This is a genomic window from Flavobacterium sp., from assembly GCF_024305175.1.
Classification (GTDB): domain Bacteria; phylum Bacteroidota; class Bacteroidia; order Flavobacteriales; family Flavobacteriaceae; genus Flavobacterium.
In genome coordinates this window covers 1-16,819 of the sequence record NZ_JAMWYY010000062.1, presented here as the reverse complement: position 1 = coordinate 16,819, position 16,819 = coordinate 1, and the positions used below count along the sequence as shown (strand labels likewise).

Here is a 16,819-nt window from a genome sequence, read left to right as displayed (position 1 = left end):
CAGTTATTCCAGCCCCAGCCGGCACCCCAACCCCAACCGGCGCCCCAGCCCCAGTTGTTAAAGCCACCGCTATATACATTAACGGTTACATTATCAGGGTCTTCGCCCCATCCGGGATAGGCGTCATAGCTGTAAGCAGTATAAGAGTCGCCTTGCTGCACAGCGGTAGTATCATTGTCATAAGAGCTGTATTGCTCTACATCAGTAACTACCGTTGCAGGATATTGCGCCTGTAACGACCTGAAGTAAGACTGGTAATTCATGTTCTGGCCTGTAACCTCACCATCACGGTATTCGGTCACGTTGCCGTCGTTATAGTTATACTGTGGCTCCCTCGTGTCGTAGTTTCCTCCGTAAATACCATCGTTATCATATGTTGATGTATTTTGGTAAGAGCCGCACGAAGTTACTGCGAGGCCCAACAAGCACATTATAGAGTATAAGGATAATTGCTTCAGGATGTGGTAATGGGTTTTCATAATCTCTGCATTTTTTTATTGTTGGGCTTCGCAAATTGGTTATTTTTGCGAAACAATTCTTTTAATAAATATAAACAATATTTGTGCCAATTTAAAATAAAATGAGTAAGAACTTAACTACGCGGTCAGAAGATTATTCCAAATGGTATAATGAACTGGTTGTAAAAGCAGACCTTGCTGAAAACTCGGGAGTAAGGGGCTGTATGGTTATCAAGCCATACGGATATGCAATATGGGAAAAGATGCAGGCCGAACTGGACAGGATGTTTAAGGAAACCGGACATCAAAATGCGTATTTCCCGCTTTTTATCCCTAAATCTTATTTCAGCAAAGAGGCAAGCCACGTTGATGGTTTCGCCAAAGAGTGTGCCGTGGTAACTCATTACAGGCTGAAAACAGGAGAAGATGGTAAAACTATAGAGGTAGACCCTGATGCCAAACTGGAGGAAGAGCTTATTGTTCGTCCTACCAGCGAAACCATTATATGGGATACTTACCGCGGCTGGATACAATCGTATCGCGACCTGCCCCTGCTGGTTAACCAGTGGGCAAACGTGGTGCGCTGGGAGATGCGCACCAGGCTGTTTTTAAGAACAGCAGAATTTTTATGGCAGGAAGGGCACACTGCCCATGCCACACAGCAGGAGGCTATTGCAGAGGCAGAACAGATGATGAACGTGTATGCCGATTTTGCTGAGAATTTTATGGCTATACCGGTAATTAAAGGGGTAAAGACAGCTAACGAACGTTTTGCCGGTGCGGTAGAGACTTACTGTATAGAAGCCCTTATGCAGGATGGTAAAGCCCTGCAGGCAGGTACATCGCACTTTTTAGGGCAAAACTTTGCCAAAGCGTTTGATGTTAAGTTTGCCACAAAAGAAGGTAAGCAGGAGTATGTATGGGCTACATCATGGGGTGTTAGCACAAGGCTTATGGGAGCGCTTGTTATGACCCATAGCGATGATAACGGGCTAGTGCTGCCGCCAAACCTTGCACCAATACAGGTAGTTATTGTGCCTATATACAGGAATGATGAACAGCTTGAGGCTATTTCTGCGGAAGCAAAACAGCTAATGGCTATGTTGCGAAAACTGGGCATATCTGTAAAATATGACGACCGCGACACCCAAAAGCCGGGCTGGAAATTTAATGAATATGAACTGAAAGGCGTGCCTGTTCGCGTTGCTATTGGGCCGAAAGACCTTGAGGACGGAACCTTTGAGGTGGCAAGGCGTGACACGCTTACTAAAGAAGTTGTTGCCCATGCCGATATTGTGCATTATATACAAAACCTTTTAGGGGAAATGCAGGTAAACCTGTTTAACAAAGCCCTTGCATACCGTGATACCCATATTACAGAAGTAAACAGCTTTGAAGAGTTTAAAGATGTGCTTGAAAATAAAGGAGGCTTTGTCTCGGCACACTGGGATGGTACCGGAGAAACCGAGGAGAAAATAAAAGACTTAACAAAGGCAACCATACGCTGCATACCACTTAACAGGGAAGAAGAAGCAGGTAGCTGTGTGCTGACAGGCGCGCCAAGCAAAGGCCGTGTGTTATTTGCCAAAGCATATTAGAATTTTTTTTGAAATTTTTTTGTTCCACTCTTGCAGAAATCAAAATTAGTTGTACTTTTGCATCCGCATTAGAGGAACAAACGGCCCGTTCGTCTATCGGTTAGGACTTCAGATTTTCATTCTGGCAAGAGGGGTTCGATTCCCCTACGGGCTACAAAACAAAAGGGCGACCCGCCCATGGAACAATAAAATGGTCCATTCGTCTAGGGGTTAGGACGCCAGATTTTCATTCTGGTAACAGGGGTTCGATTCCCCTATGGACTACGAAAAGAGATAGTAAGACATTATTAAGAGTAAAAGAAAATGGCAAATCATAAGTCAGCTTTAAAAAGAATCAGAAGCAACGAGAAAAAAAGGGTGTTGAACAGGTATCAGCATAAAACTACGCGTAACGCTATAAAGTCGATACGTATGGCTACTGATAAGAGTGAAGCTTCAGAAAAGTTATCAGGTGTTATTTCTATGATCGATAAACTGGCTAAGAAAAACATCATACACGCTAACAAAGCTTCTAACTTAAAATCGAAGTTAACAAAGCACGTAGCTGCACTTTAATACAGCAGCCGCATACTATATTTAAGCTCCCGTAATGGGAGCTTTTTGCATTTATAATAGTAATGAATATTAGTTAATTATTTATCATTTAAATAATGTTAATAATTATTTGGTTTTTGTTATTTTTTAAATAACTGTGAGTTTAGTTTTTAGATATTTTTGCCCTTATTCAGGATTTAATTATGTTACGAAAACTTTCCTTCCTTATATACCTTGCTATGGTTATAAGCTTTGGGCTTACTTTTATTGGCCGTGTGTACCTTGCCGGAACCCTATTAAAAACCGCTACAATAGCCTATGCTGTATTAACACCTTTAAGTGTTTACCAGGCACGCTTCCGGTTCAGGATGCCTTATCTTTCAGAAATCATCATGGGTGGGCTGGCACTGTTTCTTCTGTACGGCGCTTATGGCTATGTAAGGGTAGAGGTTAATTATTACTATTTGTTCTGTGCATGCTTTGTTATACGTACATTCGCCAAAAATGATGTACTGCTTTCAGGGCAATAGGCCATCAACATTACCTAAACCTTTCTTAACGGACTTTTGTTTTTAAAAGGGCTTTTCTAATTTTATAATTACAATTCAAAAACAAAACCTTTTAAAATGAAGAAAGTTTTACCGTTACTACTGCTTGTTTTTACGATGATTTCCTGCGGCTCTAAAAAGAAAGCTGCAGATATACCTGATGATGACAGTATTGTTTACATACTGCCGGTGGGTGTTACCAATGCTCTTAAGGATAAGATGGACGGCAATTATAAAGATGTTTATTTCAGCCTCATTCAGGAAGACGGCAATTATACGCTTTATTATGACTATAAAATGTCCAACAGTAAAATAAACCGCTGGATAGAAACCAGCAAACGCAAGATTTTAATCGATAAGAAACTGTACCCACTTATATTTGGCACAGATGAAACATTTGCCGTTGCCGACAGGTATAAAGCAATTGTTGAAGGCGCTAACAGTGGCGATTTGCAGTTCCTGCAACGTATTTCGGTGGCGCGTAACCGTAACAGTATCCGCTTTAAGCCGGACGGGACTATCATCAGATAATACTATAAATTTCAGGAATAAAAAGGCAGCAAAAACTATAATTATTACTGCCTTTTCATTATTTGGCATACCACGAATTTTTTTATCGTTCCACAATATTTGCGTAACTTTGAGGGTTTATCAAAAAACGCATATTTATTCAACTTATGTCCAGTATTATACAGTTACTTCCAGATCATGTTGCCAACCAAATAGCCGCCGGAGAGGTGGTGCAGCGGCCTGCATCGGTAGTAAAGGAATTGCTGGAAAACTCTGTTGATGCCGGTGCAACTGATATTAAGCTCATTGTTAAAGATGCAGGAAAAACCCTGATACAAGTCATCGATAATGGTAAGGGTATGGATGTTACCGATGCGCGCCTGTGCTTTGAGCGGCATGCCACCAGCAAGATAAGGCATGCAGAAGACCTTTTTGCATTGCACACCAAAGGCTTTAGAGGAGAGGCGCTTGCCAGTATAGCCGCTATTGCCCATGTAGAGCTTAAAACAAAGCAGGACCAGCAGGAGCTGGGTACCCATATTGTTATAGAAGGCAGCAAGTTTATCAGCCAGGATGTTGCCGTGCTGCCTAAAGGCACTTCTTTTTCTGTAAAGAATTTATTTTTTAATATACCCGCCCGCCGCAATTTCCTGAAGTCGGATACTGTAGAATTCCGTCATATTATTGATGAGTTCGAAAGGGTAGCGCTTGCACACCCGGCTATCAGCTTTGTGCTGTATCATAACGGCAGCGAAATGTTTAACCTGCCGTCATCAAACCATCGCCAGCGTATAGTAGGCGTTTTTGGCGCCCGTACTAATGAAAAGCTGGTTCCTGTAACAGAGAGCACAGAGATTGTGCAGGTGCAGGGTTTTATAATCAAGCCCGAGTTTGCAAAAAAGAGCAGGGGAGAGCAGTTTTTTTTCGTGAATAACCGTTTTATAAAAAGCGGCTACCTGCACCACGCTATAATGGCAGCTTATGAAGGTTTATTGAAAGACGGGTGCCAGCCGGGTTACTTTTTATACCTCGACGTTCCGCCCAATACTATTGATATAAACATACATCCAACCAAAACCGAAATTAAGTTTGATGATGAGCACGCATTATATGCTATTTTGCGTTCATCTGTAAAGCACAGCCTTGGCCAGTTTAATGTTGCGCCGGTTCTTGATTTTGAACGAGATGCCAACCTCGATACGCCTTATAACTATGAGCGTAAAGAAGCCGTAATGCCAATGGTTGAAGTTGACCGTAACTTTAACCCGTTTGCAGAGGATAAAGCTGTTAAAAGTTCAGTTGGCTCGAATACTCCTTCGCCTGCAAAGCATTTCAGGAAGCAGGAGCGTATGCCTGCATGGGAAAGCCTTTATACCGGTATTACAACCGAAACTCAGGAATTTGAAGGCACAGATTTTGAGGAAGAAGAGATTACAGGCTCACTATTCAACGAAAATGAGGTTGAGCAGGCGGTACAGACAACTTACCAGATTCATAAAAAATATATAGTAAGCCCTATAAAATCGGGCATGGTAATTATAGACCAAAAAAGGGCACACCAAAGGATATTGTATGAGCAGTTCCTTAAAAATATAACGGTACAGCATGGCAGCAGCCAGCAGTTGCTGTTTCCGTTGGTGCTGCACTTTAATAAAACCGAACTCGACCTGATACGTGAAATGAAGTCTTCTTTAGAAAATACAGGCTTTGTTTTTGCAGAGGTAAACCATGACCATGTCGTGGTATCGGGGCTTCCGGTTAATGTATCGGAAAGTGAGGTAAGCATATTGCTTGAAGAGCTTATAAATGACCTTGAGCAGGAAGTGCCCGACAGCAGCTTTAGCCAGAGCGACAGCATAGCAAAATCTATGGCCAAAAGCCTTGCTATAAAAACAGGTACCCTGCTAACCGAAAAAGAGCAGGAAAATATGGTAAATTCTTTATTTGCCTGTAAAGAACCCGATGTTTCACCCTTTAATAAGCCCACTTTTATTACCGTAAGTGTGGAAGATTTAGATAAACGATTTGCCGTATGATGCGCATTACCGAAACTGTTAAGCAGTTAATTATAATAAACATAATCTTTTTTGTGGCTTCCTTACTGGTAAAGCCCGCCTTTCAGTACCTTGCCCTGTATTTTCCCGAAAGCCCGCTGTTTATGCCGTGGCAGATAGTTACCCATATGTTTATGCACGGTGGCCTGGGGCACATCTTTTTTAATATGTTCGGGTTATATATGTTTGGCAGCGCTTTAGAGCATTTTTGGGGCCCCAAAAAGTTTTTGTTCTTTTACTTTTCATGCGGGCTTGGCGCTGCTGCTTTGCATTTAGGGGTTAATTACATACAGTTTAATGATGCCATACAGCCTTTACTGGATAATGGCTTTACAAACCAATCTGTAATAGATACTATATTAGCAGATAAGTATGACACGCGCTGGCTTGAATACATATCTGAAAGTAAACTGGAGAGCCTTATATCATCTTTTGCTCCTGTAGTGGGTGCATCAGGGGCGCTATATGGTATAATTGTTGCTTTTGCTTTTATGTTCCCGAATATGGAACTTATGCTCTTATTTATACCTGTACCAATAAAGGCTAAATATTTTGTACCGGGGCTACTTGCCATAGACCTTTTCCTTGGGCTTAAGGGGCAGGCCATATTCGGCAGCCGATGGGACGACGGTGTGGCACATTTTGCACATTTGGGTGGTGCGCTTATTGGCTTTTTAATGATGTGGTACTGGAAAAAGAACCAGTTTAACGATAACCGCTGGAATTAATTTTCATGGGACTTTTAGACGATTTAAAACTTGAATACAGAATTGGCGGCATAACACAGAAACTCATATTCTGGAATGTGGGGCTTTATGCCATACCTTTAATTATATTCAGCCTGCTGACGCTGTTTGATGTTCACCTCCCTTTTTTGCGGTGGGATTTGTATAATACAGATGATTTATTCAGTGTATCTTCAAATCCGGCAGACCTCCTCTGGAAACCCTGGTCGTTAATTACCTATGCTTTTCTGCATGCAGGTTTCTTTCACCTGTTGTTCAATATGATGGTATTGTATTTTTCAGGCAGGATATTCCTTACCTTCTTTACCCAAAAGCAAATGTTCGGGCTTTATATACTTTCGGCTATATTTGCTGCATTCATGTTTATTTTAAGTTACAACACCATACCATTGTTACAGCAGTTTAACGGTAAAATGGTAGGGGCTTCGGCAGCTATTATGGCTATACTGGTGGCAACAGCTGTATATGCACCCTATTACCAGGTAAGGCTGTTTCTTTTTGGTACGGTAAAATTGTGGCATATAGCGGCTGTGCTTTTGGTTTTAGACCTTATTAATGTTTCGGTAGAGAATCATGGCGGCCACGTGGCACACCTTGCCGGGGCGCTGTTCGGTTTTATATTTGTGAGGTCGCTTCAAAATGGTACCGACCTTAGCCGTGGGGTGTCAGGAATAATAGAGTTTTTCCAAAACCTGTTTAAGCCAAAAAAGAAAACAAACTTTAAAGTACACCGCAACCCGCAGGCACCGGCTAAAAGAAATGCCGGAAGGCCAAAGGATATAACGCAGCAGCAGATAGACGATATACTCGATAAAATTAGCAAGTCCGGTTACGACAGCCTGACCAAAGAAGAAAAAGAATTTTTGTTTAAAGTTGGCAAATAATAAGTAGCTTTGGGCTAAACAAAGGCAGTCGGTATCTATGAAAAAACTTTCCTGGTTTAATAAACTAATGCTGTTTTTCAATATTGTTTTAACAGTACTCACGTTTATTGCCTACATACTGCCTTTTCTGGCTCCTAAGATATTTCCTATACTTTCGGTATTTACATTGGTGTTGCCGCTCATGCTTGTATTTAATTTCCTGTTTTTTATATACTGGCTTATACAGATGAAAAGGCAGATGCTTTTATCGGGGCTTGTGCTGTTGCTTGGCATCACTTTTATAAATAAGTTCTATAAATTCAGCGCAGACCCTCAGCCTGAATTACCCGAAGATTTTACGGTTATGAGTTATAACGTCCGTATGTTTAATATATACGACTGGCTTCCGCGCACAGATGTAGCTGATAGTATAAGGAGTTTTGTAAGGGCAAAAGAGCCGGATATTATCTGTTTTCAGGAATATGCTTCTTTAGGTAAGCCTATGTTTAAAAGTTACCCGCATAAGTTTATCTACTCTAATAATGATAAATATAAAACCGGGCAGGCCATTTATTCTAAATACCCAATAGTAGATAACGGGCAGATAAAGTTCCCAAACTCATCTAACAATGCCATATATGCTGATGTAAAGATGGGTAACGACACGTTGCGCATTTACAGCATGCACATGCAGTCTATAAAGATAAGCCCGGATATACACGAGAGTATTAACGAACATAAATCTAAAGTAATATTCAAACGGCTGAGCGAAGCATTTGCCAAGCAGCAATACCAGGCAGAGTTATTGGAAAACCACAAGGCACAGTGCCCTTATCCGGCAATAGTGTGCGGCGACCTTAATAACAGTGCATTCTCTTACGTGTACAGGATTATTAAAGGTGATATGAATGATGCTTTTGAAGAAGCGGGGAGTGGCTTTGGTAAATCGTATAACTACAAATATTATCCTGCGCGTATTGATTACATTCTTACCGACGAACGGCTTGAGGTTAAGGAATTTGCCACATTCGATTCGATAGTAAATTCAGACCACTTTCCTGTAATGGCAAGGCTTGCGCTTCGCCCAGAGGAGGAATAGTAAAATTAAAGTTGTTGCCTTTTCAGGTAATCTGCCGCATAACGGCCTTCATTAAAAAGCAAATCTAAAATACTGAGGTTATTTATGTAGCCTGCTTTCTCTTCAAATACCTGCGTGTAGGGCTCAAAAATATTGGTGTCTTTTTTGCCGTTTGCGAGGTAGCGGTAATCGGTTATGCCCTGTGGCGCTTTGTGAAAGTATTCTTCTGTTTTACTGTATGGGATAGCAATACCTAAGCAATTGGTAAGGACATCGTGTATCTTAAAGTTAAGATCCATCATGTAAACATGCTTCTGCTCAAATATAGGACGTATATCATCCTCAAAATATTCAAAGAAAGGGGAGGAGCGGTAGGCAGCTTCCAACGACTTAAAATGCTGCTTTTGCCAGTCGAAAGCATCCTCAATTTTAGTGTCTTTAAACTTTTGATGTACGCCCTTATTATGCTTTACGGGTATGTTGAGCAACTGTATTCCGTTAGGGCTGTATATATACATCCTGTTACGGTTGGTTTGTTTCTGGAAGTTGTCATCCGTTTCAAAAATCACTTTGTCCGCCTGTACCATTGCCACAAAATGGCTCACAGACGGAAAATAAGTAGGATGTATAAGGATACTGCCCATGTTAAAATTAATCCTGTGCGGCTTTCTTTTTGCCTTTCCTTACATAATCCCAAACAAAATAGGCTACCAGCAAAATAATGAAATATTTAAAGTAAGACGTTGGCTCATCGTCTCCGCCAACGGTGGTAAACAACCTGTCCCATCTCACTTTTTTACCAAAGTTACTCCACGGCTCATTTTCATCAAGGCTCATCCACACAAATACGGGTTTACCAACAATGTGTGTTTCCGGCACATAGCCCCAAAAACGGCTGTCTTCAGAGTTATGGCGGTTATCACCCATCATCCAGTAGTAGTTATAGGTAAAGGTATAGCTATTTGCGGGTTTACCGTCTATAGTTATAGTATTGCCGTTTGTATTTAGTTCATGCCCTTCATATTTGGTGATGATCTCTTTGTAAAACGGCAGCGACTTGCTGTTAAGGGCAACTGTTTTACCGGCTTCCGGTATATAAATCGGACCCATATTGTCCACACTCCAGTTTTCAGTATATGGGAAAATTTCAGGAGAGCCCGGATAGACAAAATGATCTTTAACTTCTTTAATAGAAGAGTCGGTTTTCATCATGACTGCTTTTTCCTCTGTAAGATTAGCCATAAGCATATCCGGTACCGGTTGCAGTTTTTGTGCAAGCGCCATGTGCTGTGCATCTTTATCTGCCTGAAAGTTACCAAATATTACTACTCCTGTTGAATCTCTTGAAAACTCAGTAAAGCTGCCTTTGAATTTTTTATCATCATTTACAAATGCCCTGAAATCGGCATTATCCCAAAGCTCCGGCTGTATCATGTAAAACACCTGAAACTCGGTAATATCATATTGTTCAAGCAAAAGGTTGGTAACAGGTCCGTTAGTTACAACAGGATAGTTGTACTGCGGCCTTGCCCTGCCGGAAAGTTTAAGTTCTTTTCCGTTTATATAAACAACACCATTTTTAATAGAAAGCGAATCGCCCGGTGTACCCACGCAGCGCTTAACATAGTTCGATTTTTTATCTATAGGCTTGTTATGTACACCTGCCTTTGCATTGCGGAAGCCAATACTGTCAATCGGCCAGTTAAAGACCACAATATCATTTTTTTCTACATCTTCAAAGCCGGGCAGCCTGAAGTAAGGCAGTTGCGGCCATTTTGAATATGATTTTGACTGCGTAAGCGGAATACTGTCATGTATCATGGGCAGTGCAACGGTAGTCATGGGTGTGCGTGCCCCGTAGTGGAACTTACTCACGAAAAGGAAATCGCCTACTAAAAGTGTTTTTTCTAACGATGACGTAGGGATGGTAAAGGGCTGCATTACATAAGTATGTACTATGGTAGCTACCACTACTGCAAAAAGCAGTGAACTTACAGTATCACCCGATTTGCTCTCCGGTTTAAGCTCACGCTCCGGGCGGTAATCTGCCTGCCCCGAGTAGTTTATGTAATAGATGTATAAACCTAAAGTAACAACGCCAAGTATGGTATCTGTTACAGATGTTTTGCCAAAGCTGCGTAGTGTTTCTACCCAAACCACCGGAAACATGATAAGATTTACTATAGGGATGAACAGCAGTATAACCCACCAGCGGGGCCTGCCGATAATCTGCATAAGCACAACCGCATTATAAACGGGCACTGCGGCTTCCCAAGGCTTCCTGCCTGCCTTTTCGTAAAGTTTAAAAGTACCGAGAAAATGTATAACCTGTACTATCAGGAAAAATATAAACCATTGTGTTAGCGTCATCTCTGTATATTTTTACTATATGTAGTATTTTTCTTTATTTGTTACTATAGTCCCAAAACATCCTTCATTCCGTAAGTGCCTTTTTTACCGATAATCCATTCGGCAGCTATAACCGCTCCTAATGCAAAACCTTCGCGGCTGTGGGCTGTGTGCGTAATTTCTATCGCATCTATAGCCGAATCATATTTAACGGTATGCGTGCCGGGAACATTCTCTACCCTTTTGGCATCTATAAATATTTCATCTTCTTTAGGGTTACCAATAGCCCAGCTGGAATAGCTGCTATTATTGATAATGTCTTTTGCCAGTGTTATGGCGGTACCGCTTGGTGCATCCAGCTTTTGGGTGTGGTGCACTTCTTCCATGCTTACTTTATATTGCTCCACCTTTGCCATCATTTTGGCAAGGTGTATATTAAGCTCAAAGAAAATGTTTACCCCCAGGCTAAAGTTAGAGCCATATATAAAAGCGCCGTCTTTTTGTTCGCATAGTGCAGCCATTTCATGATAATGCTCCAGCCAGCCGGTTGTACCGCTAACAACAGGTATATTGTTGTTAAGGCATTCGGCAATATTGGTTACAGCAGAGCCAGGCACGCTGAAGTCTATAGCCACATCTGCATTTTCAAGCCCGGCAAAGGTATCGGCAGAACGTTTTTTAAGCACTATTTCATGCCCGCGCTCCTGCGCAATACGTTCTATAACCTGTCCCATTTTTCCGTAACCTAAAAGTGCTATTCTCATACTTATTAAAATTGGTAGCTAAGGGTAAGCCCCATGTGGTAATTATAATCTACGTTGTTTTGTTCGAATGCCGGGCGAAAAGAAAGGTTTTCATTTACGTTAAATTGTGCTAAGTGCGCATCTACATTTGCTTCTACTATGTTAAGCACATAAAGCCCTACTGTAATAAGTAAGGATAAATCCCGGTTGCGCTGATGGAAGCGTTGCCCGCTTATAAGCCTGTCCTCACTAAGGGGTGCAAGCTCGCCTGTTACCTCGCGCCCTGCAAGCCTGTCGCGGTAGGCATTGCGGTATTCGCGATATTTTGTATTATTGAAAGAATAATAGTAAAGGCTAAGCCCCATGCTGCCGTAAACTACTGGCACTTTCCAGTAGCTTTTATTATATACCTGCCCAAGCCCCGGCACAACTGCCGAGTAGAACGCAGCTTTAGACGGTGCAAGAGGGTCTATGACATAAGACGATGAAGCCACAACATTTTCAATATTAACGATGGAGTCATTCTTTGTTTCTTCCTGTGCCAGCAAAGGGGCAGCCGAAAAAATAAAAAAGAATAACGATATGAGAATACTGCGCGCCACTATTGCTGTAATAGTTTAATTATCCTGTTAAAGTCTTCTTCCGAATGGAAAGGAATTGTTATTTTACCCTTGCCTTTTGCATCTACCTTTACATCTACTTTTGCCCCGAAATAATCTGCAATAGTTTTTTTCTGGTCATTGGCAACAGCAAAAGAACTGCTTTTTGCTGCAGCATTACCTGTTGATGGCTTAAGGCTTTCCTGGTATTTTTTTACAAGCGCTTCAGTTTCCCTTACAGAAAGGTTCTGGCTTACTATTTTTTGGTAAATATCTGCCTGTGCGTCGTGGTCTTCTATATTAATGAGTGCACGCCCGTGCCCCATAGTTATAAAGCCGTCGCGTATGCCGGTCTGGATTATCGGGTCCAGTTTAAGCAGGCGCAGGTAGTTGGCAATGGTCGAACGTTTTTTTCCCACACGTTCGCTCATCTGCTCCTGTGTTAGCTGTATTTCGTCTATAAGCCTTTGGTAAGAAAGTGCAATTTCAATAGGGTCAAGGTCATGGCGTTGTATGTTTTCTACAAGCGCCATTACAAGCGACTCGTTATCGTTAGCCAGCCTTATATAGGCAGGCACATGTGTAAGCCCTGCCATTTTTGAGGCACGCAAACGGCGCTCTCCCGATATTAGCTGGTATTTGTTATACTCAAGCTTGCGAACGGTAATAGGCTGTATAACCCCCAACTCTTTAATAGATGAGCTAAGTTCTGCCAACGATTCTTCGTTAAAGTTTGTCCTCGGCTGAAAAGGGTTAATTTCTATAGCATCAATATCAAGCTCTATAATATTGCCTACCACTTTATCTGCATTCTTATCCTCGGCTGATTTTATATCATTCTCCGGATCTTTAAGTAATGCCGATAACCCCCTGCCAAGTGCTTGTTTTTTTATTGCTTTTGTCATGAACCTACTGTACTATTTTTCTTGATTATTTCTTCCGCCAGGTTCAGGTAGTTACTCGCTCCTTTGCTGGTGGCATCATAATTTATAATGCTTTCGCCATAGCTTGGCGCCTCGCTTAGTTTTACGTTGCGCTGTATAAGGGTTTTAAACACCATATCGTTAAAGTGCTTCTGCACTTCTTCAACCACCTGGTTGCTAAGTCTTAGCCTTGCATCATACATGGTTAGCAGCAGCCCTTCTATATCTAACGCAGGATTATGTATTTTTTGTACACTTTTTATGGTATTAAGCAACTTGCCCAAACCTTCCAAAGCAAAATATTCGCACTGTATGGGTATAATAACAGAGTCTGCAGCCGTAAGCGCGTTAAGTGTTAAGAGCCCTAAAGAGGGCGCACAGTCTATAAGGATATAGTCATACTTGTCTTTAACGCTTTCCAGTGCCTGCTTCAGCATGTATTCCCTGTTTTCCTTGTCAACCAGTTCAATCTCTATAGCTACAAGGTCTATGTGTGCCGGTATAATAGATACATTTGGCGCGTTGCACGATAAAATAGCCTCTTCGGGCGTGCTGCTGTGCTCCAGTATCTGGTAGGTACCGGTTTCTACGGTTTCTACATCTATACCAAGCCCTGAGCTTGCATTGGCCTGTGGGTCAGCATCTATAAGCAATACTTTCTTTTCGAGGACACCCAGTGAGGCGGCTAAATTTACCGATGTTGTTGTTTTTCCTACGCCTCCTTTTTGGTTAGCGATAGCAATGATTTTACCCATTAGCTGTTTAAAATTTTGAACCGTAAAAATACAATTATTTATGGTATCTGGAAACGGAAATTGTTAACAATAGTAAATAAAGAAGCCGGGGTGAAATACCCCGGCCTGTTCTGTAAAAAATGTATATGGATTAGCGGATTACAAGTTTTTTAGACTGCTTAAAGCTGCCTGATTGTACCTGCACAACATATACTCCGCTGTTTAACTGAGAAAGGTTAAGCTGCTTCGTATAAAAGCCTGAAACAGCCGTGATTTCGGTTTCAAATACTTTAGCCCCGCTAACGGCATAAATACTCACAGTGCTTTTATCTGCCGTGTTGTTCTTAATATCATAAATGAGGGTTATTTTCTTATCTGAAGTAGGGTTTGGGTAAAAGCCGAATGTCATGTTTTCGTTTACATTTTCTATACCTGCGGTTGTGGTGATGTTTTTATAGTTAAACGAAAGGTTGCCTGTAGAAGTGCCTTCAAAAGAGGTAAAGTACATTCTGTAAACAGTACCGTCAGTCTGCTTAACGTAGTACGTGATTTCAGGATCTACATCATAGGTAAATGTCCCCATATTAAATGATTTCCAGTCATCACCAACAGTGTTTATTTCTTCAGAATAAGTTTCATCTGCAGGCAGGGAAGGAGTTTCTGTAGTAACACTGGTTTCATCTGTCTGTGCAACAGTTACAGTGGCAGCGTTGTTAAGCGCCCCTGTTACAAGGTACATAGTTGGCTCTTCCTCGGTACCTATATTGCCATAGTAACGCCCAAAAGCAAGATCCCAATCGGTATCGGCTGGTGCTACACTAACAGTCTGGTCAGTGTCAAGCGAAAAGAAGTTAAAGGTATAACCCTCACCGCCGGCATTTGGTACAGTTGCGGTTTCGTCAGCACTCCATTCAGTACCGCTCCAAGTAGCGTACTTTATAGTGTAGCCTCCAAAGTAATCTTCAATCATAAACTTTTTGTAGGTATTTTCGGCATATTTAAGGATAAACACTACAGAGCCGCTAACGTGGTGTGTTGCCGGGTTATATTCTCCCCAGCCATAAGTTGCAGAACCATTGTCAAATGCTCCTGTTAACCATGTGGTTTCAGAGTTATATAATTCTGTCCATTCTTCTTCGCTGGTTACATCAATAGTAGCCCAGTCATTAATATTATCAGATACTTCAAAAACCCTGATGCCCCTGCTGTCGTTAATGCGTGCACCGATAGACATAGGTGATATCCTTAAAAAAGCGATATCCCATGTGTTGGCGGCAACAGCAGTTTGAGTGTTAGACGAAAAATCAAAGAAAACCTGGTTGGCGTAACCCGGTTGAAGTGGAATGGTTACTGCAGTGTAATCTTCCTGTGCTGAGGCGAACAGGCCTGCCAAAAGAGATGCACAAAGTAAAAATTTCTTCATGATATTTATTTAGATTTATTAAAAATAGTTATTATGTTGCAAATATAAAATATTATTTAAAACAAGTCTAAATAAATTTGATATAAAAAAGCAGGCAAATTTGACTGCTTTTTTATATTTCTGTAATATTAGAGAAGAGGTTGATACACCTATTCTTTGGTATAAGTTAAAATAACAGTACCTGTCCTGTATATTGGTTCATCATTTTCATCCCTGTCAGGGTATGGATAGTTTTCATACATAATTACAAGCTCATTGTTATTAATGGTATACGTGTTATCCAGGTTAGGTTCTATAAGTATATTAGTGGTTGTAACCTGTCCATCTTCTTCGTTCCATGTACCTTCACCAAGTTCAGTGTCACACCCTGTTTCCGAAACAAACAGCACATAATTGTATTCTGATGTATAGGTATTGTCGTCGTTTAGCGTAATGTAAGAGTCAAGAAAACAGGTAGCTTCATTCATTAATTCCTGGGAGGCAACTTCATCCATATTATAATCCACCGCTGTTGGAGCCATTACAGAAGTAAGGTTATAAGTTCCGGCTAAGTCAGAATCGGAGTTGTTGTTATTATTATCGTCATCATCAGAACACGATGCCAGCAATCCTGCAAGCAACAGTACAGTTAAAAAGTTCTTTTTCATTTTCATGGCTTTTTAATTAAGGGTTTCTACTCAAAGTTATGGCTTTGAACAGCAAAAGCCCTACTGCTTAACACTTAATTAACCGCCAGGTAAAAGCTATTGCAGTTTGCCCCTTGCAGAAGCAGCGCTGTTATACCTGATCTTATCCTGCTTCAGTATTTCACCGTTAACATAAAAAATAAAATCTTCAGCAATTTTCCTGTCTTTTTCTTTTACTTTTAAACTTATAGTTTCGTTATTCTTCCTGAGATCTACTATTATACTGTAGGCAGTTATCTTTATCCTGAAGGCAAAATAAAGCACAACTGCACCTGCAGCTACAACCATAACTGTGCTTGACATGGTTTTCATGTATAGCGCGGCAACCAAAAATATCGCAAGCCCTGCTGCAAGCAGTATAACATTATATGTATAAATATCAGATGCGTAAAGGCGTATTTTGTTAATATTGCCCAGGTCTATTTCAATATCATCTTTGGGCATATGAAGCTGTAGCCTGTTGCCGAAAACCTTGCCATACGGATAATTAATATTACCCTGTAGTGATGATGAAGAATTGGTAATTTTCATGCTAGGCTTTTATGTCGGTTTTAGTATTACAAAAGTATATCTTAAAAGCACTCCTTCTATAAATACATTATTAATTGTTGATGTGGCTGATTAAATTTTTTATGCAGAAATCTTAGCTTTTTATTTATGTGCTTATTAGATAACAGTTGCTTAAAATAAAGAAAGCTGCCTTACGGGGGCAGCTTTAAAGTTTAGCTTCTTTAATGTACTAATTGAATGTATTATAGAGGCCAAACCCTACAATAAATGCTACCACAGAGGCAACAATAATTTCAAGGTTTTTAATGATTGTATCTTTTTTCGAAAAGGTTAAGTAGCTTTTAAAACGTTTTTTCTTTTTTAAGTCGAGTGTAATGTCAGGTGTGTTATTCTTCATAGCTGCAATAATTTAATGTTTAAAAATAATATATTTCTGGGTAATGTGTGTATAATTTAACATTTT

18 protein-coding genes, 2 tRNA genes and 1 pseudogene are annotated in these 16,819 nt (G+C 40.8%); 10 read left to right on the top strand and 11 right to left on the bottom strand.

Translation table 11 applies throughout. From position 1 onward, the window contains the following. A pseudogene (locus Q0K96_RS12710) lies at positions 1-479 on the bottom strand (hypothetical protein); the annotation flags it as partial. 101 nt (positions 480-580) lie between these two features. Here Q0K96_RS12710 and proS point away from each other — a divergent pair. From proS to Q0K96_RS12660, 10 genes are all read left to right on the top strand, one after another. Further along, positions 581-2,056 (top strand): proline--tRNA ligase, encoded by a 1,476-nt coding sequence (proS, locus tag Q0K96_RS12705; protein ID WP_297334359.1) that lies wholly within the window; start codon positions 581-583, stop codon positions 2,054-2,056. Between the two features lie 82 nt (positions 2,057-2,138). Beyond that, a tRNA-Glu gene (locus tag Q0K96_RS12700) sits at positions 2,139-2,210 on the top strand. A gap of 38 nt (positions 2,211-2,248) precedes the next feature. Then, positions 2,249-2,320: transfer RNA gene (locus Q0K96_RS12695), tRNA-Glu, on the top strand. A gap of 39 nt (positions 2,321-2,359) precedes the next feature. Then, a complete protein-coding gene (gene rpsT, locus Q0K96_RS12690; RefSeq protein WP_297334358.1) occupies positions 2,360-2,611 on the top strand; it encodes a 30S ribosomal protein S20 in 252 nt (83 codons plus the stop codon). Between the two features lie 182 nt (positions 2,612-2,793). Next, positions 2,794-3,120 carry a hypothetical protein gene (locus Q0K96_RS12685; RefSeq protein ID WP_297334357.1) on the top strand — a complete coding sequence of 109 codons (327 nt, stop codon included), beginning with the start codon at positions 2,794-2,796 and terminating at the stop codon, positions 3,118-3,120. A gap of 96 nt (positions 3,121-3,216) precedes the next feature. Further along, on the top strand, positions 3,217-3,669 hold the full coding sequence (locus Q0K96_RS12680) for a hypothetical protein (protein ID WP_297334356.1): 453 nt from the start codon (positions 3,217-3,219) through the stop codon (positions 3,667-3,669). Between the two features lie 146 nt (positions 3,670-3,815). Next, on the top strand, positions 3,816-5,684 hold the full coding sequence (gene mutL, locus Q0K96_RS12675; RefSeq protein WP_297334355.1) for a DNA mismatch repair endonuclease MutL: 1,869 nt from the start codon (positions 3,816-3,818) through the stop codon (positions 5,682-5,684). Continuing rightward, positions 5,681-6,430 (top strand): rhomboid family intramembrane serine protease, encoded by a 750-nt coding sequence (locus Q0K96_RS12670; protein WP_297334354.1) that lies wholly within the window; start codon positions 5,681-5,683, stop codon positions 6,428-6,430. The genes mutL and Q0K96_RS12670 overlap by 4 nt, the downstream gene beginning before the upstream one ends. Before the next feature lie 5 nt (positions 6,431-6,435). Continuing rightward, positions 6,436-7,332, top strand: a complete 897-nt coding sequence (locus Q0K96_RS12665; protein WP_297334353.1) for a rhomboid family intramembrane serine protease — start codon at positions 6,436-6,438, stop codon at positions 7,330-7,332. 37 nt (positions 7,333-7,369) lie between these two features. Next, positions 7,370-8,410, top strand: coding sequence for an endonuclease/exonuclease/phosphatase family protein (locus Q0K96_RS12660; RefSeq protein ID WP_297334352.1), 1,041 nt, complete (start codon positions 7,370-7,372; stop codon positions 8,408-8,410). Positions 8,411-8,415: 5 nt separating this feature from the next. On the opposite strand, the gene Q0K96_RS12655 is transcribed toward Q0K96_RS12660, so the two are convergent. The 10 genes from Q0K96_RS12655 to Q0K96_RS12610 all read right to left on the bottom strand — a co-directional run bounded on the left by Q0K96_RS12655 (position 8,416) and on the right by Q0K96_RS12610 (position 16,753). Next, entirely contained in the window at positions 8,416-9,033 is a 618-nt protein-coding gene (locus tag Q0K96_RS12655; RefSeq protein WP_297334351.1) for a WbqC family protein, read from the bottom strand. Between the two features lie 7 nt (positions 9,034-9,040). Further along, entirely contained in the window at positions 9,041-10,759 is a 1,719-nt protein-coding gene (gene lepB / locus Q0K96_RS12650; RefSeq protein WP_297334350.1) for a signal peptidase I, read from the bottom strand. Positions 10,760-10,803: 44 nt separating this feature from the next. After that, positions 10,804-11,502 (bottom strand): 4-hydroxy-tetrahydrodipicolinate reductase, encoded by a 699-nt coding sequence (gene dapB / locus Q0K96_RS12645; RefSeq protein WP_297334349.1) that lies wholly within the window; start codon positions 11,500-11,502, stop codon positions 10,804-10,806. 5 nt (positions 11,503-11,507) lie between these two features. Continuing rightward, complete coding sequence (locus tag Q0K96_RS12640) at positions 11,508-12,083, bottom strand: DUF5683 domain-containing protein (RefSeq protein ID WP_297334348.1); 576 nt, start codon at positions 12,081-12,083, stop codon at positions 11,508-11,510. After that, positions 12,083-12,985 carry a ParB/RepB/Spo0J family partition protein gene (locus tag Q0K96_RS12635; protein ID WP_297334347.1) on the bottom strand — a complete coding sequence of 301 codons (903 nt, stop codon included), beginning with the start codon at positions 12,983-12,985 and terminating at the stop codon, positions 12,083-12,085. The genes Q0K96_RS12640 and Q0K96_RS12635 overlap by 1 nt, the downstream gene beginning before the upstream one ends. Next, complete coding sequence (locus Q0K96_RS12630; RefSeq protein WP_297334346.1) at positions 12,982-13,758, bottom strand: AAA family ATPase; 777 nt, start codon at positions 13,756-13,758, stop codon at positions 12,982-12,984. Before Q0K96_RS12630 ends, Q0K96_RS12635 begins: the two co-directional genes overlap by 4 nt. Before the next feature lie 130 nt (positions 13,759-13,888). Next, positions 13,889-15,160, bottom strand: coding sequence for a T9SS type A sorting domain-containing protein (locus tag Q0K96_RS12625; RefSeq protein ID WP_297334345.1), 1,272 nt, complete (start codon positions 15,158-15,160; stop codon positions 13,889-13,891). Positions 15,161-15,309: 149 nt separating this feature from the next. After that, positions 15,310-15,807, bottom strand: coding sequence for a lipocalin family protein (locus Q0K96_RS12620; RefSeq protein WP_297334344.1), 498 nt, complete (start codon positions 15,805-15,807; stop codon positions 15,310-15,312). 96 nt (positions 15,808-15,903) lie between these two features. After that, the gene (locus Q0K96_RS12615; protein ID WP_297334343.1) at positions 15,904-16,377 is read right to left on the bottom strand and encodes a hypothetical protein; all 474 of its coding nucleotides are present in this window, start codon (positions 16,375-16,377) and stop codon (positions 15,904-15,906) included. Positions 16,378-16,585: 208 nt separating this feature from the next. Continuing rightward, positions 16,586-16,753, bottom strand: coding sequence for a hypothetical protein (locus Q0K96_RS12610; protein WP_297334342.1), 168 nt, complete (start codon positions 16,751-16,753; stop codon positions 16,586-16,588). Positions 16,754-16,819: the final 66 nt, after the last annotated feature.